At 72.8% G+C, this 23,829-nt stretch carries 18 protein-coding genes; 14 read left to right on the top strand and 4 right to left on the bottom strand.

The window, feature by feature from the left end; genetic code table 11:
- Nucleotides 1-6: 6 nt before the first annotated feature.
- The 4 genes from ACFZP7_RS29000 to ACFZP7_RS28985 all read left to right on the top strand — a co-directional run bounded on the left by ACFZP7_RS29000 (nucleotide 7) and on the right by ACFZP7_RS28985 (nucleotide 5,836).
- A complete protein-coding gene (locus ACFZP7_RS29000; RefSeq protein ID WP_385636769.1) occupies nucleotides 7-1,209 on the top strand; it encodes a sensor histidine kinase in 1,203 nt (400 codons plus the stop codon).
- The gene (locus ACFZP7_RS28995; RefSeq protein WP_031020400.1) at nucleotides 1,206-1,874 is read left to right on the top strand and encodes a response regulator transcription factor; all 669 of its coding nucleotides are present in this window, start codon (nucleotides 1,206-1,208) and stop codon (nucleotides 1,872-1,874) included. Before ACFZP7_RS29000 ends, ACFZP7_RS28995 begins: the two co-directional genes overlap by 4 nt.
- A 147-nt stretch (nucleotides 1,875-2,021) precedes the next feature.
- Entirely contained in the window at nucleotides 2,022-4,136 is a 2,115-nt protein-coding gene (locus ACFZP7_RS28990; protein WP_385636766.1) for an MMPL family transporter, read from the top strand.
- Between the two features lie 299 nt (nucleotides 4,137-4,435).
- A complete protein-coding gene (locus ACFZP7_RS28985; protein WP_210901210.1) occupies nucleotides 4,436-5,836 on the top strand; it encodes a glycoside hydrolase family 16 protein in 1,401 nt (466 codons plus the stop codon).
- Between the two features lie 79 nt (nucleotides 5,837-5,915).
- Here the strand turns inward: ACFZP7_RS28985 and ACFZP7_RS28980 are convergent, their stop codons facing one another.
- On the bottom strand, nucleotides 5,916-6,836 hold the full coding sequence (locus ACFZP7_RS28980; protein ID WP_030974525.1) for an AraC family transcriptional regulator: 921 nt from the start codon (nucleotides 6,834-6,836) through the stop codon (nucleotides 5,916-5,918).
- A gap of 157 nt (nucleotides 6,837-6,993) precedes the next feature.
- On the opposite strand from ACFZP7_RS28980, the gene tkt reads away from it, so the two are divergent.
- The 7 genes from tkt (at nucleotide 6,994) to ACFZP7_RS28945 (ending at nucleotide 17,015) form a co-directional block, all read left to right on the top strand.
- Nucleotides 6,994-9,078: a transketolase gene (tkt, locus tag ACFZP7_RS28975; protein WP_385636762.1), complete on the top strand. Its 2,085-nt coding sequence runs from the start codon at nucleotides 6,994-6,996 to the stop codon at nucleotides 9,076-9,078.
- Between the two features lie 30 nt (nucleotides 9,079-9,108).
- Entirely contained in the window at nucleotides 9,109-10,254 is a 1,146-nt protein-coding gene (gene tal, locus ACFZP7_RS28970; RefSeq protein ID WP_030974530.1) for a transaldolase, read from the top strand.
- Complete coding sequence (gene zwf, locus ACFZP7_RS28965) at nucleotides 10,251-12,020, top strand: glucose-6-phosphate dehydrogenase (protein ID WP_125536529.1); 1,770 nt, start codon at nucleotides 10,251-10,253, stop codon at nucleotides 12,018-12,020. Before tal ends, zwf begins: the two co-directional genes overlap by 4 nt.
- Nucleotides 12,017-12,952 (top strand): glucose-6-phosphate dehydrogenase assembly protein OpcA, encoded by a 936-nt coding sequence (gene opcA, locus ACFZP7_RS28960; protein ID WP_125536528.1) that lies wholly within the window; start codon nucleotides 12,017-12,019, stop codon nucleotides 12,950-12,952. Before zwf ends, opcA begins: the two co-directional genes overlap by 4 nt.
- Nucleotides 12,945-14,603 carry a glucose-6-phosphate isomerase gene (pgi, locus tag ACFZP7_RS28955; RefSeq protein ID WP_385636759.1) on the top strand — a complete coding sequence of 553 codons (1,659 nt, stop codon included), beginning with the start codon at nucleotides 12,945-12,947 and terminating at the stop codon, nucleotides 14,601-14,603. The genes opcA and pgi overlap by 8 nt, the downstream gene beginning before the upstream one ends.
- Nucleotide 14,604: 1 nt before the next feature.
- Nucleotides 14,605-15,486, top strand: coding sequence for a phosphogluconate dehydrogenase (NAD(+)-dependent, decarboxylating) (gene gnd, locus ACFZP7_RS28950; protein WP_019330695.1), 882 nt, complete (start codon nucleotides 14,605-14,607; stop codon nucleotides 15,484-15,486).
- A gap of 68 nt (nucleotides 15,487-15,554) precedes the next feature.
- Entirely contained in the window at nucleotides 15,555-17,015 is a 1,461-nt protein-coding gene (locus tag ACFZP7_RS28945) for a membrane-associated oxidoreductase (RefSeq protein ID WP_385636757.1), read from the top strand.
- On the opposite strand, the gene ACFZP7_RS28940 is transcribed toward ACFZP7_RS28945, so the two are convergent.
- Both ACFZP7_RS28940 and ACFZP7_RS28935 read right to left on the bottom strand, forming a co-directional pair.
- A complete protein-coding gene (locus ACFZP7_RS28940; protein ID WP_385636754.1) occupies nucleotides 17,002-18,798 on the bottom strand; it encodes a bifunctional sugar phosphate isomerase/epimerase/4-hydroxyphenylpyruvate dioxygenase family protein in 1,797 nt (598 codons plus the stop codon). The two genes, ACFZP7_RS28945 and ACFZP7_RS28940, sit on opposite strands and share 14 nt — an antisense overlap.
- A 14-nt stretch (nucleotides 18,799-18,812) precedes the next feature.
- A complete protein-coding gene (locus tag ACFZP7_RS28935) occupies nucleotides 18,813-19,691 on the bottom strand; it encodes a shikimate dehydrogenase (RefSeq protein WP_385636751.1) in 879 nt (292 codons plus the stop codon).
- A gap of 178 nt (nucleotides 19,692-19,869) precedes the next feature.
- Between ACFZP7_RS28935 and ACFZP7_RS28930 the strand changes: the two genes are divergently transcribed.
- Together ACFZP7_RS28930 and ACFZP7_RS28925 are read left to right on the top strand one after the other, a co-directional pair.
- Nucleotides 19,870-20,535, top strand: coding sequence for a TetR/AcrR family transcriptional regulator (locus ACFZP7_RS28930; protein WP_019330699.1), 666 nt, complete (start codon nucleotides 19,870-19,872; stop codon nucleotides 20,533-20,535).
- A 162-nt stretch (nucleotides 20,536-20,697) separates the two neighbouring features.
- Complete coding sequence (locus tag ACFZP7_RS28925) at nucleotides 20,698-22,056, top strand: MFS transporter (RefSeq protein WP_385636748.1); 1,359 nt, start codon at nucleotides 20,698-20,700, stop codon at nucleotides 22,054-22,056.
- A 69-nt stretch (nucleotides 22,057-22,125) separates the two neighbouring features.
- Here the strand turns inward: ACFZP7_RS28925 and ACFZP7_RS28920 are convergent, their stop codons facing one another.
- Nucleotides 22,126-22,719 carry a TetR/AcrR family transcriptional regulator gene (locus ACFZP7_RS28920; protein WP_031020420.1) on the bottom strand — a complete coding sequence of 198 codons (594 nt, stop codon included), beginning with the start codon at nucleotides 22,717-22,719 and terminating at the stop codon, nucleotides 22,126-22,128.
- A 166-nt stretch (nucleotides 22,720-22,885) separates the two neighbouring features.
- Here ACFZP7_RS28920 and ACFZP7_RS28915 point away from each other — a divergent pair, with 166 nt between their 5' ends.
- Nucleotides 22,886-23,788 carry an NAD(P)-dependent oxidoreductase gene (locus ACFZP7_RS28915; protein WP_385636746.1) on the top strand — a complete coding sequence of 301 codons (903 nt, stop codon included), beginning with the start codon at nucleotides 22,886-22,888 and terminating at the stop codon, nucleotides 23,786-23,788.
- The last annotated feature ends 41 nt before the right edge of the window (nucleotides 23,789-23,829 follow it).

The raw sequence follows: 23,829 nt of genomic DNA, 5'->3' as shown, positions 1-23,829 counted from the left end.
CCGCCCATGCCCGCACGGTCCCCGCTCGCGCCCCTCGCGGCGCGGCTGCGCACCACGAACCCGTACGCCGTGGACGCGGCCGTCGCCACGCTGGTGCTGTTCGCCGTCTCCCTTCAGTGGATGTTCCCCGACGAGGGCGACGACCCGCTGTCCTGGCCGGGCTGGTTGCTCGGGGCGGCCACGGCGGTGCCGCTGGTGTGGCGGCGCGCGGCGCCCTTCGCGTCCGCCTGCGCCGTGTCGGCGGCCACGCCCGCGCAGGCGGTGTACCACGCGCCGCCGCCCGACCTGATGTACGGCGGGTTCGTCGTCCTGTACACGCTGGCCGCCCTCGGCCGGCCCTGGCAGCGGCGGGTGATGCTCGCGGGCTGGCTGATCGGGGTGGCGGTCACCATCCGGCACAACGAGGACGCCGAACCCTTCGAGTACGCCTTCCAGTTGCTGAGTCTGGTGGGCGCGTACGCCCTCGGGGTGCTGGCCCGCACGCAACGGGCCTACACCGCCGCGCTGGAGGACCGGGCCCGGCGGCTGGAGCGCGAACGGGCCGCCGACACCGCGCGGGCGACGGCGCGGGAACGCGCCCGCATCGCCCGGGACATGCACGACGTCCTGGCGCACGCGGTCAGCCTGATGGTGGTGCAGGCCGAGGCGGGGCCGGTGGTGGTGCGCAGCGATCCGGCGCGCGCCGAGGCGGCGTTCGACGCGATCGCGAGCACCGGGCGGGACGCGATGACCCAACTGCGGCGCATCCTCGGCGTCCTCGGGGACGAGGAGCGGCCGGACGCCGTGCCGAGCCGTGTGCCGCAGCCGGGCGTGGACGGGCTGGCCGGTCTGGTCCGGCAGGTCGCCGAATCCACCGGCCTGCGCGTCCGGTTGCGGGTGACGGGTGAGCCGCGGACGCTGGCGCCGGACACCGAGGTCGCCGCCTACCGGATCGCACAGGAAGCCCTCACCAACACGGTCAGGCACGCGTACGCTTCCTGCGCGACGGTCGGGCTCGACTGGCGGGAGGACGAAGTGACCCTGACGGTGACGGACGACGGGCGGGGCCCGTCCCCGGTGCCCGGGACCGGCGGGCACGGTCTGATCGGCATCCGGGAGCGGGCCGCCGCCTGCGGTGGCGATGCCGTCACCGGCGGTGGGCCCGGCGGCGGCTTCCGCGTGGCCGTACGCCTGCCCGTGGCGGCCGGACGGCGGGCGGCGCTCGGGTGACCCTCCGGGTGGTGGTCGCGGACGACCAGGAACTGGTCCGCAGCGGGTTCACCATGATCCTCGAGGCACAGGCCGACATCGAGGTCGTCGCCGAGGCGGGGGACGGGGCCGAGGCGGTCGCCGCGGTCGCCCGGCACGCGCCCGACGTGCTGCTCCTGGACATCCGGATGCCGGTCATGGACGGTCTGGAGGCCGCCCGGCGGGTGTGCGCGCGGTCCGGCTGCAAGGTCGTCATGCTGACCACGTTCGACCTGGACGAGTACGTGTACGAGGCGCTGTACGCGGGCGCGAGCGGCTTCCTGCTGAAGGACGTGCGCCGGGACGACCTGGTGCACGCGGTGCGGGTGGTCGCGGCCGGTGACTCGCTGCTGGCGCCCGCGGTGACCCGCCGGCTGGTCGCGGACATCGTCCGGCGCCGACGGCGGGAGGCCCCCGCCGGCGCCACGCCGGAACGCCTGGAGGTGCTGACCGCCCGTGAGGTGGAGACGCTGCGGCTGCTGGCGCGCGGGCTGTCCAACTCCGAGATCGCCACGACCCTGTTCGTCAGCGAGCACACCGTCAAGACCCATGTCAGCAACGTGCTGGGCAAGCTCGCCCTCAGGGACCGGGTGCAGGCGGTGATCTGCGCCTACGAGACGGGCCTGGTGGCACCGGGCTCCCCCTGACGGGTGAGCCGGGCGGCGCCCTCCCCCGCACGGGCGAGCGCCGCGAACCGCTCTTCCCGGCGATCCGGCCGCACCCCCGGGGCCGCGACGCTGTGGGCGACGCCGGTGGAGGCGTCCCCTGTCGTACGACGACCGCCGGGAGGGACCGTGCTGTCCACACTCGCCCGGGCGGCGACCCGCCGCCCACTGACCGTGATGCTCCTGTGGGGCCTGTTCCTGCTGCTCGGCTTCGGCCTGGGGACGGGGGTGTTCGGCAAGCTCTCCGACGACGTACCGGACGTCCCCGGCACCGAGTCGGAGGTGACGGCCGAGTACCTGGACGACATCGACCCCTCCGGTGCGTCGATCACCGCGGTCGTCGAGGCCACGGCGGTCGGCGCCCCCGAGGTCCGCGCCGAGGTGGGACGGGCCGTCGCCGATCTGCGCAGGACGGCGGGCGTCGCCGCCGTGCCCGACCCGTACGCGACGCGCGGACTGATCGCCGGGGACGGGCGGGCGCTGATCGTCCCCGTCGAGTTCGAGGGCGGCCTCGGGGACGAGGCCGAGGAGGAGGCGGTGGAGGCCGCGGCCGGGCGGCTGCACGCGATCGACGCGTCCGCGGTCCACGTCAGCGGTGGTCCGCTGCTCGGCGATCAGCTCGGTGAGCGGGCCCAGCAGGACGTCGCGCACGCCGAGATGATCTCGCTGCCGGTCGTGCTGGTGCTGCTGCTGGTCGTCTTCGGCGGGCTGCGCGCGGCCGGACTGCCGCTGCTGATCGCGGTGGCCGGCATCGCGGGCGCCTTCCTCGGCCTGTTCGCCTTCAGTCAGTTCACCGACATCTCCGTGTACGCGATCCAGGTGACGACGATGCTGGGGCTCGGCCTCGCCGTGGACTACGCCCTGCTGATGCTGGTCCGCTTCCGCGAGGAGCTGCGCGAGGCCGGGGACGTGGTGGAGGCCGTGCACCGCACGGTCGCGGCGGCCGGACGGACCGTGCTGTTCTCCGGCCTGACCGTGGCGGTGAGCCTGACCGGGCTGCTGGTCTTCCCCAGCACCTTCCTGCGCAGCATGGGCCTGGCGGTGGCCGCGGTGGTCGTCGTCGACATGCTCGCCGCGCTGACCCTGCTGCCCGCGCTGCTGACCCGGTTCGGCGGGCGGATCGCCCCCGCCGAGGTGCGGCCGGAGGGCGAGGAGGGCCGGCTCTTCGCCCGGCTGGCCCGCTTCGCCGCCCGACGGCGCCTGGCCGTCCTGGCGGTGGTGGTCCCGGCCCTGCTGGTGCTGGCACTGCCCGTCACCGGGATGCGGATCAACATCGGCGACGCGCGGCAGCTCCCGGCGAGCACCGAGGCACGGCGGCTGTACGACGCCGTGGAGGCGCACTTCCCGCCGGGCACCGGCGTCTCACCGGTCACCGTGGTCCTCCGGTCGGGCACCGACGCGGCGACGGCCGACCGGATCGCGGCGCTCGTGCCGGGCACCGAGCGCCGCGAGCTGCCCGACGGCACGGCCGTGCTCGAACTGCGCCCGGCGGGCACCGTCGACGGGCCGGCGGCCACCGAGCTGGTCGAGCGGGTACGGGAGCTGCGCGACGACGAGCCGGTCCAGGTCACCGGCACCGCCGCCCAGTTGGTGGACTTCCGGCAGATGCTGGCCGACCGCGCGCCGTGGGCGGTGCTGACCGTACTGGCGGGCATCTTCCTGCTCCTGTTCGCGTTCACCGGGTCGGTGCTGCTCCCGCTGCGCACGATCGCGACCACGCTGCTCAGCCTCGGCGCCGCGCTCGGCGCCGTGGTCTGGGTGTTCCAGCACGGCCGTCTGGCCGGGCTGATCGGCGCGGAGGGGCTGGGCGCGCTGAGTCTGACGGCCCCGCCGCTGATCATCGCGATCGCGTTCGGGCTCGCCATGGACTACGAGTTGTTCATCCTGGCCCGGATGCGGGAGGCACGGGAGCGGACGGGCGACGACCGGGAGGCCGTGGTCACGGGTCTGCGCCGCTCGGGCCGGGTGGTGACCTGCGCCGCGCTGCTCCTGGCGGTCGTGTTCGGCGCCTTCATGACGGGCGGCTTCTCCCCCATCCTGCAGATCGGGCTCGGCCTGACCCTGGCGGTGCTCGTCGACGCCACGGTCGTACGGATGCTGCTGGTCCCGGCGAGCATGGCACTGCTCGGCCGGCACGCCTGGTGGGCCCCGGAGCCGCTGCGCAAGGCGCACGCGAGGTTCGGAGTGCGTGAGGAGGCGGCCGTCCCGGAGCCGCCCGCACCGCCCGCGCCGGCCCGCCGCTGAGACCGGGAGCCGAGGCCGGGAGCCCAGGCCGGGAGCCGAGGCCGGCGCGCCGGGCCCCTCCTCGCCGACAGGGGGGAAGGGGCCCGGGGTGTGGCGCGCGCTTGGGCCCATTCGCGCCGTTCGTGGGTGTTCACGGGGTGAACTCCCCGGCGTGGCAAGGACTTTCCCGGCTTCACCTCTTGACGACGGGTACGCCCGGGAGCACATTGGCCGCACCCTGAGAGCGCTCTCAGAAGCATCGCGGAGAGCGCCCCGGGCCACTTCCGCTTCCCTCCCCCGCATCGAGAGGCGACCCCCACATGAGAGAGACCTCCGGCAACCCGCCCGGGCGACGGCGACTGCGCCGGGCCCTGGTGGCCGTCGTCGGCACGCTCGGCCTCGCCGCGGCCGCCACCGCCGTCACCGGGCCGTCGGCCAACGCCACCGTCCCGCCTCCCCCGTCCGGTTGGACCCAGGTCTTCGCGGACGACTTCGACGGCGCGGCCGGCTCCGGCGTGAACACCGCGAACTGGCAGTACGCGACCGGCACCGGGTACCCGGGCGGCCCCGCCAACTGGGGCACCGGCGAGATCGAGACGATGACCTCCTCCCCGAGCAACGTCTCCCTCGACGGCGCCGGCAACCTGCGCATCACCCCCCAGCGCGACGCCGCCGGCAACTGGACCTCGGGCCGCGTCGAGACCAGGCGCGCCGACTTCGAGCCGCCGGCCGGCGGCAAGCTGCGCGTCGAGGCCCGCATCCAGGTCCCGAACGTCACCGGGGCGGCGGCCAAGGGCTACTGGCCGGCGTTCTGGATGCTGGGTGCTCCCTACCGCGGCAACTACTGGAACTGGCCCGCGGTCGGCGAGATCGACATCATGGAGAACACGCAGGGGCTCAACACCGTCTGGGCCACGATGCACTGCGGCACCTCTCCGGGCGGCCCCTGCAACGAGACCAGCGGCATCGGCGGCAGCACCGCCTGCCCCGGCGCCACCTGCCAGGCGGCCTTCCACACCTACCGCGTGGAGTGGGACCGCTCGACGAGCGTCGAGCAGATCCGCTTCTACGTCGACGGCAACAACTTCCACACCGTGCGCGCCGACCAGGTCGACGCCACGACCTGGCGGAACGCCACCGACCACGGGTACTTCCTCATCCTCAACGTCGCGATGGGCGGCGGCTTCCCGAACGCCTTCGGCGGCGGCCCGGACGCCGGCACCCAGCCCGGCCACTCGATGCTCGTGGACTACGTCCAGGTGCTCACGGCCGGTGGGAGCGGTACCACGCCGCCGCCGACCGGCGGTGACCGGGACGCCTACAGCACCATCGAGGCCGAGTCGTACGACGCCCAGTCCGGCACGATGACCGAGGCCACCTCGGACTCGGGCGGCGGCGGCAACCTCGGCGCGCTCGCCAACGGCGACTGGGTCCAGTACAAGGGCGTGAAGTTCGGGTCGAGCGCGGCCACGCAGTTCAAGGCACGGGTGGCCAGCGGTGCGGCCGCCGGCGTCAGCGGCCTGGTGGAGGTGCGCCTGGACAGCCGTACCGGTACGCCGGTCGGCAGCTTCGCGGTGGGCAACACCGGGGGCTGGCAGTCGTGGCGGACGATCCCGGCGAACATCGGGGCGGTGACGGGTACGCACGACGTGTACCTGACCTTCACCAGCGGACAGCCGGCGGACTTCGTCAACGTGAACTGGTTCGGCTTCGGCCGCTGAGCGGCGGACGGCCGACCTCCCGAAGGAGGACGGAGGGGTCCCGCGCGGGCAGGCGCGGGACCCCTCCGTCGTGTGTGTCTCAGCGCAGCTCGGCCCGGAACGCCGCCGGCGTCCGGTCGGTGTGCTGCTGGAAGAACTTCGAGAAGTTCGCCGCGTCCGGGAAGCCCACCGCCGCGCCGACCCGGCCGATCGGCATCTCAGTGTGGGCGAGGAGGCGCTTGGCCTCCAGGACGACACGCCGGTCGATGAACCCCTTGGGCGTCTGGCCGGTGGCCGCGCGCACCGCGCGGACGAGGGTGCGGCGGGAGTAACCGAGCGCGTCCGCGTAGGCGCTGACGCTGTGGTTGGTGGCGAAACCCCGTTCGACGGCGTCCCGGAAGAGGGTGAACGTCGTGTCCCCGGACGCCGGCCCCGGGCGTTCCTGCTGCGCCGAGCTGACCGCGAGGTGCGCGAGCCGCAGCAGGAACGCGGACAGCGAGTGGCGCAGCACGGCGGTGTGCAGGCTCAGCGGGAGGGTGGTGGCGTCCTCGTACTCCCGGCGGAGCTGGTCGAGGGAGGCGGCGAGAGCGGCCAGGCGCGCCTCGTCCGGGCGCAGCAGGGGCGGCAGGTCGTAGCGGTAGAGGCCGGTGGCCTCCACGGTGGCGCGGGGCAGGAAGCCGGGCTGCATGGTCAGCACCGTTCCGCGGTACTCGCTGTCCGGCGAGAAGCGGTGGACCTGTCCGGGCCGGATCCACAGCAGCTCGCCGGCCGTCGCCTCGTACTCGGCGAAGTCGATCATGTGGCGGACCGGTCCGCCGGTGAACAGCATGACGACGTGGAAGTCGATGCGGTGCACGCGGTGCAGCGGGGCGTGCGCGTGCCAGGTGCGGCCGGCGCCCATGGGGCCGACCTGCATGCCGACGCCCAGGAGGCTGAGATCGACCGGGAAGGGGAAGGTTCTGATCCCGTCGCCGTCGCCCCGCGGGCCACCCCCGCCGTCTTGTCGGTTTTCGTGCGCCATGTCCTTCTCGTGCCGTCCCGCCCGTGCGCCCGCGCGCCGGGCCGTGTCCCAGTTTCACCACAGGCTGGCACACCACGACCTTCACTCTCAAAAGTCAGACTTTTAAGTTTGAACACGTCAGACCCGATACCCCGCTCCGATCGAGGATTTCTTGAAGATGAGCACGCACACAGTGGACAGCGCGGACCGCTTCGAATGGACCGAACTCGACCGGCGTGCCGTCGACACCGCCCGTGTCCTGGCGGCCGACGCGGTGCAGAAGGTCGGCAACGGCCACCCCGGCACGGCGATGGCGCTCGCCCCGGCCGCGTACACGATCTTTCAGAAGGTGATGCGGCACGACCCCGCCGACCCGGAGTGGACCGGCCGTGACCGCTTCGTCCTCTCTCCGGGACACACCTCGCTGACCCTCTACACCCAGCTCTACCTCGCCGGGTACGAGGTGGAGCTGGACGACCTGAAGGCCTTCCGCACCCACGGCTCGAAGACGCCCGGCCACCCGGAGTACGGGCACACCGCGGGCGTGGAGACCACGACCGGCCCGCTGGGCCAGGGCGTCGCCAACGCGGTGGGCATGGCGATGGCCGCCCGCTACGAGCGCGGTCTGTTCGACCCCGAGGCGCCCGAGGGCGAGTCCCCCTTCGACCACACCGTCTGGGCGATCGTCTCCGACGGCGATCTCCAGGAGGGCGTCTCCGCCGAGGCGTCGTCGCTGGCCGGCCACCAGAGGCTCGGCAACCTCGTCTTCCTCTACGACGACAACCACATCTCGATCGAGGGCGACACCGCCACCGCGTTCTCCGAGGACGTGCTCAAGCGGTACGAGGCCTACGGCTGGCACGTGCAGCGCATCGAGCCCGCCGACGACGGTGACGTCGACGTGCACGCGCTGTACGCGGCGCTGACGGCGGCGAAGGCCGAGACCGGCCGCCCGTCCATCATCGCCATGCGCACCATCATCGCCTGGCCCGCCCCGAACGCCCGGAACACCGAGGCATCCCACGGCTCCGCCCTCGGCGAAAAGGAGGTCGCCGCCACCAAGCGCGTCCTCGGCTTCGACCCGGAGAAGTCCTTCGAGGTCGCCGACGACGTCCTCGCCCACACCCGCGGGGCCCTGGACCGGGGTGCGGAGGCGCACGCCGCCTGGGACAAGCGGATCGACAAGTGGCGGGGCGCCCGGCCGGAGCGCGCGGCGCTGTTCGACCGGGTGGTCGCGGGCCGGCTCCCCGAGGGCTGGGAGGACGCCCTGCCGGTGTTCGAGACCGGCAAGGCGGTCGCCACCCGCGCCGCGTCCGGCAAGGTGCTCCAGGCGCTCGGCCCGGTGCTGCCGGAGCTGTGGGGCGGCTCGGCCGACCTGGCCGGCTCGAACAACACGACGATCGACAAGACGTCGTCCTTCCTCCCGGCGGGCAACCCGCTGCCCGAGGCCGACCCGTACGGCCGCACCATCCACTTCGGCATCCGCGAGTTCTCGATGGCCGCGGAGATGAACGGCATCGCGCTGCACGGGAACACCCGCGTCTACGGCGGAACGTTCCTGGTCTTCTCCGACTACATGCGCAACGCGGTGCGCATGTCGGCGCTGATGCAGCTCCCGGTGACGTACGTGTGGACGCACGACTCCATCGGTCTCGGCGAGGACGGTCCGACCCACCAGCCGGTCGAGCACCTGGCCGCCCTCCGCGCCATCCCGGGCCTGAACGTGGTCCGCCCGGCCGACGCCAACGAGACCGCCATCGCCTGGGCGGAGATCCTCAAGCGGCACTCCACCCACCCGGCTCCGCACGGTCTGGCCCTCACCCGCCAGGGCGTGCCGACGTACGAGCCCAACCCGGACGCGGCGCGGGGCGGGTACGTCCTCGCCGAGGCGTCCACCGGCTCCCCCGAGGTCGTCCTGATCGCCACCGGCTCCGAGGTGCAGCTCGCCGTCGCCGCACGGGAGGCGCTGGAGGCGGAGGGAACGCCCGCGCGGGTGGTCTCGATGCCGTCCGTGGAGTGGTTCGAGGAGCAGCCCCGCGAGTACCGCGAGAGCGTGCTGCCGCCGTCCGTGAAGGCACGGGTGGCCGTGGAGGCCGGGATCGGCCTGACCTGGCACCGGTTCGTCGGCGACGCGGGCCGCATCGTCTCGCTGGAGCACTTCGGCGCCTCCGCCGACGCCAAGACCCTGTTCACCGAGTACGGCTTCACCGCCGAGCACGTGGCCGCCGCCGCCAGGGAGTCCCTGGCCGCCGCCCGCGGCTGAGCCGGACGCACCGAGAAGCAGAAAGAGAAGATGATCACTGTGACCGAAGCAACCGCGACCGCGGGAGCGCTGCGACGCCTGTCCGAGGCGGGCGTCTCCATCTGGCTGGACGACCTGTCGCGGCGGCGGATCGAGTCCGGCAACCTGGCCGAGCTGATCGAGACGAAGCACGTCGTCGGCGTCACCACCAACCCGTCGATCTTCCAGGCCGCCATCGGCTCCGGCGAGGGCTACGAGGAGCAGCTCGCCGACCTCGCGACCCGCGGCGTCACCGTCGACGAGGCGGTCCGCATGATGACCACCGCCGACGTCCGCGCCGCCGCCGACGTGCTGCGCCCGGTGCACGAGGCGACCGGCGGCCGGGACGGGTGGGTCTCCATCGAGGTCGACCCGCGCCTCGCCCACGACACCCGGGCCACGGTCGCCGAGGCCCGTCAGCTGGCCTGGCTGGTCGACCGGCCCAACGTGATGATCAAGATCCCGGCGACCAGGGCCGGTCTCCCGGCGATCACCGAGGTCGTCGGCGCCGGCATCAGCGTCAACGTCACGCTGATCTTCTCGCTGGAGCGCTACCGCGAGGTCATGGACGCCTACCTCGCCGGTCTGGAGAAGGCGCAGGCGGCCGGGCTGGACCTCGCCGGCATCCACTCCGTGGCCTCCTTCTTCGTCTCCCGCGTCGACAGCGAGATCGACAAGCGGCTGACGGTGCTGGGCACGGACGAGGCCCTGGCACTGAAGGGGAAGGCGGCGCTGGCCAACGCGCGGCTGGCCTACGAGGCGTACGAGAACGTCTTCGCGGGCAGCCGTTTCACCGCCCTGGCCGGAGCCCGTGCCCACGCCCAGCGTCCCCTGTGGGCGTCGACCGGGGTGAAGGACCCGGCATTCCGGGACACCCTGTACGTGGAGGAGCTGGTCGCTCCCGGCACCGTGAACACGATGCCGGAGGCCACCCTGAACGCCGCCGCCGATCACGGCGACGTGCGGGGCGACACGGTCACCGGCGGTTATGCCCAGGCCCGGGCGGACCTCGCGGCCGTGGAGCGGCTCGGCATCTCGTACGACGAGGTGGTGGAGCAGCTGGAGCAGGAGGGCGTGGCCAAGTTCGAGGTGGCCTGGCAGGACCTGCTGGACGCCGTGACGAAGTCCCTCGACAGCAAGGGAGTTGACGGGGAATGAGCGAGGACCTTCCCGCTGAGACGGTCGGCGAGACCAAGGCGACGAAGGAGGCCAAGGAGACCGAGGCGGCCCGGGAGGCGGCGGGGCCGCTGCACGCCCAGCAGGCCGAGGAGTCGCGGGCCGCCGGGGCGCCGAAGGCCGGCAAGTCGTCCAGGTCCGCCCGGGCCGGGAAGAAGTCGGGGGCGGCCGGCGCCACGAAGGGCGTGAAGGCGGACGAGAAGCCCGTCGAGCCGGTGGCGCCCCTCGACTGGAGCAACCCCCTGCGCGATCCCCAGGACCGCCGCCTCCCCCGGATCGCCGGCCCCTCGGGGCTGGTCATCTTCGGCGTCACCGGCGACCTCTCCCGCCGCAAGCTGATGCCGGCCGTCTACGACCTGGCCAACCGCGGTCTGCTGCCGCCGGGCTTCTCCCTGGTGGGCTTCGCCCGCCGCGACTGGGAGAACCAGGACTTCGCGGAGGTCGTGCACGACGCGGTCAAGGAGCACGCGCGCACGCCGTTCCGCGAGGAGGTCTGGCAGCAGCTCGCCGAGGGCATGCGCTTCATCCCCGGCGACTTCGACGACGACGAGGCCTTCGAGCAGCTGCGCAAGGCCGTGCAGGAGCTGGACACCTCGCGCGGGACCAGCGGCAACTACGCCTTCTACCTCTCGGTGCCGCCGAAGTTCTTCCCGAAGGTGGTCCAGCAGCTCAAGAAGCACGGGCTGACCGACGCCCCGGAGGGCTCCTGGCGCCGCGCGGTGATCGAGAAGCCGTTCGGGCACGACCTGGGCAGCGCCCGGGAGCTGAACGCGCTGGTGCACGAGGTCTTCGACCCGGAGCAGGTCTTCCGCATCGACCACTACCTGGGCAAGGAGACCGTCCAGAACATCCTGGCGCTGCGCTTCGCCAACCAGATGTACGAGCCGATCTGGAACCGGTCCTACGTGGACCACGTGCAGATCACCATGGCCGAGGACATCGGCATCGGCGGCCGGGCCGGCTACTACGACGGCATCGGCGCCGCCCGCGACGTCATCCAGAACCACCTGCTCCAGCTGATGGCCCTCACCGCCATGGAGGAGCCGGCCGCCTTCGACGCCCGCTCCCTGCTCACCGAGAAGCTGAAGGTGCTGCGGGCGGTGCGGCTGCCCGACGACCTCGGCGCGCACACCGTGCGCGGACAGTACGAGGGCGGCTGGCAGGGCGGCGCGCAGGTCCCCGGCTACCTGGAGGAGGAGGGCATCGACCCGGCCTCCACCACCGACACCTACGCGGCGATCAAGCTGGGCGTCGACAACCGGCGCTGGGCGGGCGTCCCCTTCTACCTGCGCACCGGCAAGCGCCTGGGCCGCCGGGTCACCGAGATCGCGGTGGTCTTCCAGCGGGCCCCGCACTCCCCCTTCGACTCCACCGCGACGGAGGAGCTGGGCGAGAACGCGATCGTCATCCGCGTCCAGCCCGACGAGGGCATGACGGTGCGCTTCGGCTCCAAGGTGCCGGGCACCTCGATGGAGATCCGGGACGTGTCGATGGACTTCGCATACGGCGAGTCCTTCACGGAGTCCAGCCCGGAGGCGTACGAACGGCTGATCCTGGACGTCCTGCTGGGCGACGCCAACCTGTTCCCGCGCCACCAGGAAGTGGAAGAGTCCTGGCGGATCCTCGACCCGATCGAGGAGTACTGGAGCACGCACGGGAAGCCCGCGCAGTACGCCTCGGGCGGCTGGGGCCCCCGGGAAGCCGACGAGATGCTCGCACGAGACGGACGGAGCTGGCGCAGGCCATGAGGATCGACCTGACCGACACCACGGCAAGCAAGATCAACAAGGCGCTGGTCCAGGGCCGCCGGGCCATCGGCACACCGGCCGTGGGCATGGTGCTCACCCTGGTCATCGTCACCGACGAGGAGAACGCCTACGACTCGATCAAGGCGGCCGAGGAAGCCTCGCACGAGCACCCCTCGCGCACCCTGGTCGTGATCAAGCGGCACCCGCGCAACCTGCGCGACCGCACCCGTTCGCATCTCGACGCCGAGGTCCGGGTGGGCTCCGAGGCCGGCACCGGCGAGACGGTGGTGCTGCGCATGTACGGCGAGGTCTCCGAGCACGCCGACTCCGTGGTGCTGCCGCTGCTGCTGCCGGACGCCCCGGTCGTCGTGTGGTGGCCGGTGGACTCGCCCGACGACCCCGCCGGGGATCCGCTGGGTGCGCTGGCCCAGCGCCGCATCACCGACCTGTACGCGGTGGAACGCCCGATGGAGACCCTGGAGCGCCGGGTCCGCACCTACGCGCCCGGCGACACCGACCTGGCCTGGACCCGGCTGACGCTGTGGCGTTCCATGCTGGCCGCCGCCCTCGACCAGGCCCGGGTGCCGGTGACCTCCGCGACCGTGGAGGCCGAGGCGGACAACCCGGCGGCCGAGCTGCTGGCCCGCTGGCTGGAGGCGCGGCTGCACGTCACGGTCGACCGTGTGATCACCGACGGTCCGGTCGTCACGGCCGTCCGCCTCGGGACCGCCAACGGCGAGATCGTCATCGACCGGCCCGAGGGACCGATCGCCACGATGACCCTGCCCGACCAGCCCCCGCGTTCCCTCGCGCTGAAGGTCCGCTCGACCTCCGAACTGATCGCCGAGGAGCTACGGCGCCTCGACGCGGACGAGATGTACGCCATCGCCCTGCGCGGCGAGGCCGGCAAGGAGACCCCTGTCCATGTCTGAGACCGACACCCCGAAGCTCGACCGGCGGCCCGAGTGGACCGCGCTGGCGGACCACCGCAAGGACGCGCTGGCCCACCCGGACCTGCGCGAGCTGTTCGCCGACGACCCCGGGCGGGCCGAGCGGTACGTCGTGCGCGTCGGCGACCTGCGCATCGACTACTCCAAGAACCTGGTCACCGACGAGACGCTGGCGCTGCTGCGGGAGCTGGCCGCCGCGACCGGCGTATTCGAGCTGCGCGACGCGATGTTCCGCGGCGAGCGGATCAACATCACCGAGGACCGGGCGGTGCTGCACACCGCGCTGCGCGCCCCGCGGGACGCGGTGATCGAGGTCGACGGCGAGAACGTCGTGCCCAAGGTGCACGCCGTGCTGGACAGGATGGCCGACTTCTCCGACCGGGTCCGTTCCGGCGAGTGGACCGGCCACACCGGCAAGCGCATCAGGAACGTCGTCAACATCGGCATCGGCGGCTCCGACCTCGGTCCGGCGATGGCCTACGAGGCGCTGCGGGCGTTCACCGACCGCTCGCTGACCCTCCGCTTCGTGTCGAACGTGGACGGCGCCGACCTGCACGAGGCGGTCCGGGACCTGGACCCGGCCGAGACGCTGTTCATCGTGGCGTCCAAGACGTTCACCACCATCGAGACGATCACCAACGCGACCTCGGCGCGCTCCTGGCTGCTGGACGGCCTGGGAGGCGACGAGAAGGCGGTCGCCAAGCACTTCGTCGCCCTGTCGACGAACGCCGAGAAGGTCGCCGACTTCGGCATCGACACGGCGAACATGTTCGAGTTCTGGGACTGGGTCGGCGGCCGTTACTCGTACGACTCGGCGATCGGTCTCTCCCTGATGATCGCCATCGGCCCGGACCGCTTCCGGGAGATGCTCGACGGCTTCCGCATCGTCGACGAGCACTTCCGCAACGCCGAGGCCCCGGCCAACGCCCCGTTGATCCTCGGTCTGCTGGGCGTCTGGTACGGCAACTTCATGGGCGCCCAGTCGCACGCCGTCCTGCCGTACAGCCACTACCTGTCGAAGTTCACCGCCTACCTCCAGCAGCTGGACATGGAGTCCAACGGCAAGTCGGTGGACCGCGAGGGGCGCCCCGTTCAGTGGCAGACCGGGCCGGTGGTCTGGGGCACGCCGGGCACCAACGGCCAGCACGCCTACTACCAGCTGATCCACCAGGGCACCAAGCTCATCCCGGCCGACCTGATCGGCTTCGCCCGGCCCGTCGCCGAGCTGAGCGACGAGCTGAAGGCCCAGCACGACCTGCTGATGGCCAACCTGTTCGCCCAGGGACAGGCGCTGGCCTTCGGCAAGACCTCGGACGAGGTCCGCGCCGAGGGCGTGCCCGAGGAGCAGGTGCCGCACCGCACCTTCCGGGGCAACCACCCCACCACCACCGTCTTGGCCACCGAGCTGACCCCCTCCGTCCTGGGCCAGCTGATCGCGCTGTACGAGCACAAGGTGTTCGTGCAGGGCGCGATCTGGAACATCGACTCCTTCGACCAGTGGGGCGTCGAGCTCGGCAAGGTCCTCGCCAAGCGCGTCGAGCCGGCCCTCACCGAGGGCGCCGACGTACCCGGCCTCGATCCGTCCACGGCCGCGCTGGTGGCCGCCTACCGTGAACTGAAGGAAGTGCACTGACATGCAGATCGGTCTTGTGGGCCTCGGCAAGATGGGCGGCAACATGCGCGAGCGTCTGCGCAACGCCGGCCACACCGTCGTCGGATACGACACCAACCCCGAGCTGGCCGACGTGAACAGCCTCGTCGACCTGGTCGAGCAGCTGGAGCGGCCGCGCGCGGTCTGGGTGATGGTGCCGGCCGGTGCCGCCACCCAGAGCGTCATCGACCAGCTGGGGAGCCTGCTCCGGCACGGCGACACCGTCATCGACGGCGGCAACTCCCGCTGGACGGACGACGAGAAGCACGCCGAGGAGCTGGCCAAGCACGGCATCAACTTCGTCGACGCCGGCGTCTCCGGCGGCGTGTGGGGCCTGAAGAACGGCTACGCGCTCATGGTCGGCGGCGAGAAGGAGGTCGTCGACGACCTCAAGCCGATCTTCGACGCGCTCAAGCCCGAGGGCCCCTACGGCTACGTCCACGCGGGCAAGGTCGGCGCGGGCCACTTCTCCAAGATGGTCCACAACGGCATCGAGTACGCCATGATGCAGGCTTACGCCGAGGGCTGGGAGCTGCTGGAGAAGGTCGATTCCGTGGACAACGTCCGCGAGGTCTTCCGCTCCTGGCAGGAGGGCACGGTCATCCGCTCCTGGCTGCTCGACCTGGCCGTCAACGCCCTCGACGAGGACCACCACCTGGACAACCTGCGCGGCTACGCGCAGGACTCGGGCGAGGGACGCTGGACCGTCGAGGCGGCCATCGACAACGCCGTGCCGCTGCCCGCGATCACGGCCTCCCTCTTCGCGCGGTTCGCGTCCCGGCAGGAGGACTCGCCGCAGATGAAGATGATCGCCGCGCTGCGCAACCAGTTCGGCGGCCACGCGGTGGAGGCCGCGAAGAAGTAGGCGCTCACCGGGGCGGTCCGGAAAGCGCGTTGACGTGATCGGCCGGTTCGGGTCAGAGTCCCTCCCTGATGGAGATCAACGACCTGACACCGGCCGAGACGCGCGTCTGGCGGGCGTTCGCCTCCGGCGCCCTCGTGGACTTCCGCGCCTCGGACGACGAGGACCCCGCCGACGGTGGCGCCTGGGGACCCGAACGCACCGTCCGCGCCCGCGTGTTGAGGACACTGCTGCTGGACGGCCCGCGCGCGGAGGGCGAGGTGCCCGCGCTCAATCTGGCGGGGGTGCGCGTCACCGGTGTCCTGGAACTCCAGTACGCGACGGTCGACCATCCCGTGCGGCTGCGGTACTGCCACTTCGAGGACGTGCCGCGCCTGTACGGAGCGCGGCTGCGCGAGGTGAACCTGAGCGAGTCCGTGCTGCCCGGGCTGGTCTCGCACGCCGTCCGGGTGGAGGGTGTGCTGCGGCTGACCCGCACCCGGTTCGCGGGGATGGTGCGGCTCGGCGGCGCGGAGGTCACCGGGAGCCTGTACCTCGAGAGCACGCGGATCCAGGCGCCGGACGCCGAGGGACCGGTGCTCCAGCTCAACCAGGCCGTGCTGGGTGCCGACCTGTGGGCACCGGGCCTGGTGGCGCGGGGCGAGGTGCGGCTCGACGGCGCCCGGGTGACCGGGACCGTCAACCTCACCGACGCGGTGCTCGACCGGCCGGGCGGCACCGCGCTGAAGGCCGAGACACTGGCGGCCGAGTCCGACGTGCTGATGCGGAACGCCGAGGTGCGGGGCCGGCTGGAACTGCGCGGGGCGCGCATACCCGGGCGGCTGGACCTCTCCCACGCGCGTCTGGCCAACCCCGACGGAACCGCGATACGGGCCAGCAGCTGTGTGATCGGCGAACTGTGGCTGCGCCAGTGTCCGAGGGTGGAGGGCGCCCTCAACCTGCGCCGCTCCCAGGTGGACGTCCTGTTCCTCGAACCGGAGGCCGTACCGGCCTGGGTCCAGCTCAACGACCTCACCTACACCTCGCTCATCCCGCACGAGCCCGCCGAGCGACGGCTGCCGATGCTGGAGAAGGGCGACAGCTATCTGCCCTTCGTCTACGAGCAGTTGACCGCCTCCTACCGCAGGATCGGTGACGACGACGCGGCCCGGACGGTCCAGCTCGCCAAGCAGCGACGGCACCGGCGCACCCTGCCCTGGTACGGCCGACTCTGGGGCCACGTACAGGACATGACCGTCGGCTACGGCTTCCGGCCGCTGCGCGCGGGCGGCTGGCTGCTGTCGCTGCTCGCGGTCGGCTCGGTGGCGTTCGGACTGCACCACCCGCCGCCGCTCAAGCCCGCCGAGGCCCCCGACTTCGACCCGGTGTTCTACACCCTCGACCTGTTGCTGCCGGTGATCTCCTTCGGGCAGGAGAACGCCTTCGCCCCCGAGGGCGGCCACCAGACGCTGGCGTACGTCCTCATCATCACGGGGTGGATCCTGGCCACCACGGTGATCGCGGGCCTGACCCGCACCGTCAGCCGGCAGTGAACGCCCGCACCGCGTGCTGCGCCGCCAGCCGGACCGGCGCGTTCGCCGCGCCGTAGCCCCGGTAGCCGCCGTCGCGCTGGACCAGTTCGAAGAAGACCCGGCCGACGGTGTGCGTGTAGCAGTGCCGGAAGGTGCCGTGCGCGTCGCGGTCGTAGAGGATGCCCAGCTCCCGGTACGTCTCCAGCTCCCCGTCGGCGAACTCGAAGCGGGCGGCGAGGTCGTCGTAGTAGTTGGCGGGGATCGGCAGCAGCGGGCCGCCGGCCTCGCGGTAGCGGCGGGCGGCGGCGACCACGTCGTCGGTGGCCAGGGCGAGGTGCTGGGCGTGCGCGGTGTCGTCCGTGGGTGCCGGGCCGACGGTCAGGGCGATGCGCACGGCGCCGTCGTCCGTGCTCACGGCGCGGCTGCGCAGCAGGCCGTAGGGGTCGGCGACGTCCACGCTCTCCTGCGAGCGCAGGCCGAGCACGGAGCGGTGGAAGAGGGCCGCCTCGTCGAACTGGTGCCAGGGCTGGGCGAGGGAGAGGTGGTCGACGCGCCAGGGTCCCCCGTCGTGCGGCGCGGGCGCCACGTCCTCGAAGTCGGCGCGCCAGTCGGGCAGCGGGGAGCGCCGGGTCGCGCAGAAGAACAGCTCCGTGCCGTCGGGCGCGGCGACCGCCTCCAGTTCCGCGTCCCCGGGCGCGCGGCGGCGCGGCAGCACCGGGGCGAGCAGGGCCTCGGCGCGGCGGGCGGCCCCGGCGGGGTCGGGCGACTCCAGGCCGACGGCGGCCAGCCGGGTGCCGTCGCGGCGCTCGGCCGGGCCGGTGTTGACCAGGACGCGGGCTTCGCCGTGCTGCCACAGGTCGACGGGCTTGCCGCGGTGGCGTGCGGTGCGGGTGAAGCCCAGCGCCCCGAGCACGGCGGAGACGGGGGCGGCGTCGGGCGTGACCAGTTCGGCGAAGGCGATCCCGGTGGGCGGTGCGGGGGCGGGCGGGGTCGCGAGGCCGACGGTCTCCTGGAGGGTCAGCAGGGAGCGCCGGGCGTCCACCGCCGTGGGGCCGGCCTCGGACTGGCGGAAGACGTCGTTGAAGACCTCCAGGGAGAGCGGGCCCCGGTAGCCCGCGCGCAGCACGTGCCGCACCAGACCGGCGACGTCGAAGCCGCCCTGGCCGGGGAAGCAGCGGTAGTGGCGGCTCCACTGGAGCACGTCCATGGCGAGCAGCGGCGCGTCGGCGAGCTGGAGGAAGAAGATCTTCTCGCCGGGGATGTCCTCGATGCCCTTGGGGTCGCTGCCCCGGGAGAGGATGTGGAAGCTGTCGAGGCAGGTGCCGAGCGCGGGGTGGTCGGCGCTCTTCACCACCTGCCAGGCGTGGTCGTAGGTGCTGATGTGCCGGCCCCAGGCGAGCGCCTCGTAGGCGACGCGGACGCCGTGGTCCTCGGCGAGGCCGGCGAGGCGGCTGAGTTGCTCGGCGGCGAGGGCGTCGTCGTCCAGGGCGTGCGGCGAGACGCTGGAGCAGACCAGGACGGTGTCCGCGCCGAGCCGGCCCATCAGCTCGAACTTGTGCCGGGCCCGGCGCAGGGCGCGGGCGAACTCCTCCTCGGGCAGCGCCTCGATGTCCCGCATGGGCTGGTAGAGGTCGACCGAGAGGCCGAGGTCGGCGCAGCGGGCGCGGATCTCCTCGGGGGTGAGGGGGCTGGCCAGCAGGTCGTTCTCGAAGATCTCCACGCCGTCGAAGCCCGCCCGGGAGGCGGCGGTGAGCTTCTCGGTGAGCGAGCCGCTGAGGGAGACGGTGGCGATGGACGTCCGCACGTCGGTACCTCTTCCTACTTCGGGGCGCCGACCACGCCGGCCAGGTCGGCGATGTCGGCGAGCATCCGCACGGCGTCGGGTTCCCGCCCGGTGAACAGCCGGAACGCGTCGGCCGCCTGGAAGACCGCCATGCCGCCTCCGTCGAGGGTGGCGCAGCCCAGGGCGCGGGCGGTGCGCAGCAGTTCGGTCTCCAGCGGGCGGTAGACGACCTCGGCGACCCACAGCCCGGGGTGGAGCAGGGCGGCGGGCAGCGGCAGGCCGGGGTGGGCGGCCATGCCGGTGGGGGTGGCGTGGACGATGCCGTCGGCCTCGGCCAGCAGCGCGGGCAGCCGGTCGGGGGCGGCACAGGCGGCGCGTCCGGTCCCGAAGTGCCGGTTCAGCTGGGCGGCGAGGGCGGCGGCCCGCTCGGGCAGCGCGTCGACGACGGTGACCTGCCCGGCGCCCAGGGTGAGCGTGGCGTGGGCGACGGCCGCGCCCGCGCCGCCGGCGCCGAGCTGCACGATCCGCTCCAGCGGCGCGTCGGGCAGGCCCCGGGCGAAGGACGCGGCGAAGCCGGTGACGTCCGTGTTGTGACCGGTGGCCCGGCCGGTGTCGTCGAAGACGACCGTGTTGACCGCGCCGAGCGCCTCGGCCTGCGGGGCGAGCGCGTCCAAGTGCTCGATGACGAGCTGCTTGCACGGGTGGGTGATGTTCAGCCCGTCGACGCCGAGGTCCCGGGCGGCGCGCAGCAGGTCGCCCACGGCCTCGGGCGGCACCCCGAGGGTGTCGACGTCGATCAGCCGGTACAGGTAGCGCAGGCCCTGCCGGTCGGCCTCCCGCTGGTGCAGGGCCGGGCTGAGCGACGGGCCGATGCCGGAGCCGATCAGTCCGACGAGATACGAGTCCTTGGCCACCGGGGACCTCCTGAGCGGCTCGGGTCCACGCCCGAGCGACCAATGTACGAACCAGTACGTTAGTCATAGCAGGAGGGCGGGGCGGGAGGGAAGGCCGGGGCTTCTACAATCACCGCACGTCCCTCGCCCGCAGCGCCTCCCCAGCCCGCAGTTCCGCCCCGGCCCCCGAAGGAACCCGATGACCAGCGTCGACGAACCGGCACGATCCGGCGCGCGCACCCGTGACGCCGCCCGCACCCGGGCCGAGATCCTCGACGTGGCCACGCGGGAGTTCGCCCGGGCCGGCTACGACGGGGCCCGCGTCGACGAGATCGCCGCCCGCACCCGCACCACCAAGCGGATGATCTACTACTACTTCGGCGGCAAGGAGCAGCTGTTCACGGCCGTGCTGGAGCGGGCGTACGGCGTGATCCGGGAGGCCGAGCAGCAGCTCGACGTCGAGCACCTGGACCCGGTGGCGGCCATCCGGCGCCTCGCCGAGGTGACCTTCGACCACCACGAGCGCCACCCCGACTTCATCCGCCTGGTCAGCATCGAGAACATCCACGACGCCGAGCACATCGCGTCCTCCGAGATGCTGGCCAGCATCGGCTCCCCGGCCCTCGAGGTGATCCGCCGCATCCTGGAGGAGGGGCAGCGCTCCGGCCTGTTCACGGCCGACGTCGACGCCGTCGACCTGCACGCGATGATCAGCTCCTTCTGCTTCTTCCGGGTCGCCAACCGGCACACCTTCGGCGCGCTGTTCGGCCGCGACCTGGTCGCCCCGGACCAGCGCGAGCACTACCGGACCATGCTCGGCGACATGGTGATCGCCTACCTGACGGCGGAGCGCGCGGCGGACTGAGCGGCCGGCTCCGGGACGGCCGGGACCCCTTGACACACGCGAAACGTGCGCGCAACATCCCTTCCCATCCGCGACTAACTACCCAGTGGGTTAATTAGCCGATCGGCACTTCTCCCCTCCGCTCGCTCCGCCTACGGTGGAGCCCCCCGAAGGAGCAACGCCGTGTCCGTCCCCGCCCCCGCGCCCCAGGGCGCCGCTCCGCCCGGCCAGCCGAAGAAGGCGGCCACCGCCGCCTGGATCGGCAGCGCACTGGAGTACTACGACTTCTTCATCTACGGCAGCGCCGCCGCGCTGATCTTCCCCGAGGTCTTCTTCGACGAGTCGGACCCGGCCACCGCGACCCTGCTGTCGCTGGCCACCTTCGGCGTCGCGTACGCCGCCCGTCCCGTCGGCGCGTTCTTCCTCGGGCACGTCGGCGACCGCATGGGCCGCAAGAAGATCATGGTGTTCACGCTGATCCTGATGGGCGTGTCGACCTTCCTCATCGGCTGTCTGCCCACGCGCGAGCAGGTCGGCACGCTCGCTCCGGTGCTGCTGGTGCTGTGCCGCATCCTCCAGGGCATCTCGGCGGCGGGCGAGCAGGCCAGCGCCAACTCGATGACGCTGGAGCACGCGCCGCCGGGCAAACGCGGCTTCTTCACCAGTTTCACCCTCAGCGGCACCCAGGGCGGGCAGTTGCTGGCCACCCTGGTCTTCCTCCCCGTCGCCGCCCTCCCCGAGGAGCACCTGCTGACCTGGGGCTGGCGGGTCCCGTTCTGGCTGAGCGTCGTGGTCGCGGTCGTCGGTTACGTCATCCGCCGAAAGCTCGACGAGACGCCGGCCTTCGCGCAACAGGCGGCCACCGAGGGCGTCGCGAAGATGCCGCTCGTGGTGCTGGCGCGCGACCACTGGGCGGACGTGCTGCGGGTGGTCGCGGGGGCGCTGATCGCCTCGGTCAGCACGATCTTCACGGTGTGGGCGCTGGCCTACGCGACCAGTGACTCGGTCGGCATGTCCCGCACCGCCATGCTGTGGGTGGGGGCGCTCGCCAACGTCGTCGCGCTCGCCGCGATCCCGCTGTGGGCGACGCTGTCGGACCGGATCGGCCGGCGCCCGGTGTACCTGATCGGCGCGGTGGGCAGCGCGGTGACGATGTTCCTGTACCTGTGGGCGATCTCCAGCGGCTCGTACGCGCTCACCTTCCTCACCGGCATCGTCGCCTTCGGTGTCGTCTATAGCGCCGCGAACGGCGTGTGGCCCGCCTTCTACGGCGAGATGTTCTCCACCCGGGTCCGGTTGTCCGGCGTGGCGATCGGAACGCAGATCGGCTTCGCGGTGGCCGGGTTCGCGGTGACGTTCGCGGCGCGGATCGCCGGTCCGGACGGCGACGACTGGTTCGCGGTGGCGCTGTTCACGGCGGCGCTGTGCGTCCCGCCGGTGATCGCCGCGCTGTCGGCCCGGGAGACCCACCGGGTGCCGACCGAGGAGCTGGGCGAGCGCGGTCGCGCGAAGGCCGCCGCCCCGGAGACGGTGGCGGCCTGAGCCCCGGGCCGGTGGCCGACCGCGGGTCCGTCGGCGTTGGAGGGCCGCGGGCCGGCCCCCCGCCCCGGTTCAGGCTTCGGTGGCGGCGGCGTCCAGCAGCGGGCCGAGTTCGCGGGCGACGGTCGTCAGCGCCCGTACGTCCCGCTCGGCGCGGGCGATGACGATCGCCCCCTCCAGGGCGCTGATCATCAGTGTGGCGAGCGGCTCGGACCGGGCCGCCGGCACACCCATACCGGTGAGGGCGTCGGCGACCGGGCGGGTCCAGGCGGCGAAGGCGTCGGCGGCGGCTCGGCGGGCGGTCTCGGAGGACTGGGCGCGGTCCACCGTCGCCGCGGCGACCGGGCATCCGCCGGCGAAGCCGGAGGTCCGGTACTCGTCGGTCCACTGGCCCACCATCGCCGCGAACAGCCCGCTCGGCGTCGGCCGCTCCATCGCCGCCAGGAAGCGCGCGACCCGGTCGGCCGCGTACCGCCCGGCCCACCGCAGCGCCTCGGCGACCAGTTGCTCCTTGCCGCCGGGGAAGTAGTGCTGGAGCGATCCCCGGGGCGCCCCGGCGTGCGCGGCGACATCCCGCATCCCGGTCGCCTCCACCCCGTCGCGGCGGATCAACTGGGCGGCGCTGAAGACCATCCGCTCCCTGGGGCCCCGTTCGGGCTTCACCATCGAGGGCTCCCTCCGCACCTCGCACCTTCACTCACCTGCCGTCCACCGCCCTTCCCGGCGGCGTGACCACTCTATGACGGGCGTCATAACCGGGGCTACTATGACAGGTGTCATAACGAGGGCCCGCCGTGTGGCGCGCCCGGTACGGACGGACGGGTGGTGCGTCGTGCGGGTCGGTTTCCTCGGTCTCGGTGTCATGGGTCAGCCGATGGCCCTGCGTCTGGCGGACGCCGGCACACCGCTCGTGGTCCACAACCGCACCCCCGCCCGGGCCGAGCCCCTGCGCGCGGTCGGCGCCGAGGTGGCGGCCGGTCCCGCCGAGGTCTTCGAGCGGGCCGACGCGGTCCTCCTGATGCTGGCCGACGAGGCGGCGACCGACGCCGTGCTGGCGCGCGGCACCCCGGAGTTCGCCTCCCGCGTCGCCGGGCGCCTGGTCGTCCACATGGGCACCACCTCGCCGGAGTTCTCCCGCGGCCTGGAGACCGACGTCCGCGCGGCGGGCGGACGCTACGTCGAGGCGCCCGTCTCCGGTTCCCGGGTGCCGGCGCAGAACGGCCGGCTGGTGGCGATGCTGGCCGGCGAGGAGAGCGCGGTGGCCGAGGTGGCCCCGCTCCTCGCTCCCCTGTGCCACGAGTCCTTCGCGTGCGGTCCGGTGCCGGGTGCCCTGCTGACGAAACTCTCCGTGAACCTGTTCCTGATCACCCAGGTGACCGGTCTCGTCGAGGCGTTCCATTTCGCCGAGCGCCAGGGCCTGGACCGGGCCCGTTTCCTCGACGTCCTGGAGGCCGGCCCGATGGCCAGCGCCGTCTCCCGCATGAAGGCGCCGAAGCTGCTGGCGGGTGACTTCAGCGTGCAGGCGGCGGCCCTGGACGTCCTGAAGAACAACCGGCTGATCGCCGAGGCGGCCCGCGGGGCGGGAGTCGCCTCTCCCCTCCTCGACGCCTGCCACACCCTGTTCGAGGAGACGGTGGCCCTCGGGCACGGCGGTGAGGACATGGTGGCGGTGCTGCGCGCGATCGAGGCGCGTACCGGAGCGCACGGCGGGTCCCGAGGTCTGGAGGCGTCCTGACGGGGTATGCCGGACGCACCTCGGTGAGCGACCTGGGAGGC

This window comes from Streptomyces sp. SudanB5_2050, assembly GCF_964272335.1.
Lineage (GTDB): Bacteria > Actinomycetota > Actinomycetes > Streptomycetales > Streptomycetaceae > Streptomyces > Streptomyces rochei.
This window is presented reverse-complemented; position numbering and strand designations above follow the sequence as displayed.

Excerpts from the sequence above, each read along its gene's own strand:
- ACFZP7_RS29000 (WP_385636769.1), top strand. The coding sequence starts at position 7 with ATGCCCGCACGGTCCCCGCTCGCGCCCCTCGCGGCGCGGCTGCGCACC.
- ACFZP7_RS28985 (WP_210901210.1), top strand. The coding sequence starts at position 4,436 with ATGAGAGAGACCTCCGGCAACCCGCCCGGGCGACGGCGACTGCGCCGG.
- ACFZP7_RS28980 (WP_030974525.1), bottom strand. The coding sequence starts at position 6,836 with ATGGCGCACGAAAACCGACAAGACGGCGGGGGTGGCCCGCGGGGCGAC.
- tkt (WP_385636762.1), top strand. The coding sequence starts at position 6,994 with ATGAGCACGCACACAGTGGACAGCGCGGACCGCTTCGAATGGACCGAA.
- tal (WP_030974530.1), top strand. The coding sequence starts at position 9,109 with ATGATCACTGTGACCGAAGCAACCGCGACCGCGGGAGCGCTGCGACGC.
- zwf (WP_125536529.1), top strand. The coding sequence starts at position 10,251 with ATGAGCGAGGACCTTCCCGCTGAGACGGTCGGCGAGACCAAGGCGACG.
- opcA (WP_125536528.1), top strand. The coding sequence starts at position 12,017 with ATGAGGATCGACCTGACCGACACCACGGCAAGCAAGATCAACAAGGCG.
- pgi (WP_385636759.1), top strand. The coding sequence starts at position 12,945 with ATGTCTGAGACCGACACCCCGAAGCTCGACCGGCGGCCCGAGTGGACC.
- gnd (WP_019330695.1), top strand. The coding sequence starts at position 14,605 with ATGCAGATCGGTCTTGTGGGCCTCGGCAAGATGGGCGGCAACATGCGC.
- ACFZP7_RS28945 (WP_385636757.1), top strand. The coding sequence starts at position 15,555 with ATGGAGATCAACGACCTGACACCGGCCGAGACGCGCGTCTGGCGGGCG.
- ACFZP7_RS28930 (WP_019330699.1), top strand. The coding sequence starts at position 19,870 with ATGACCAGCGTCGACGAACCGGCACGATCCGGCGCGCGCACCCGTGAC.
- ACFZP7_RS28920 (WP_031020420.1), bottom strand. The coding sequence starts at position 22,719 with ATGGTGAAGCCCGAACGGGGCCCCAGGGAGCGGATGGTCTTCAGCGCC.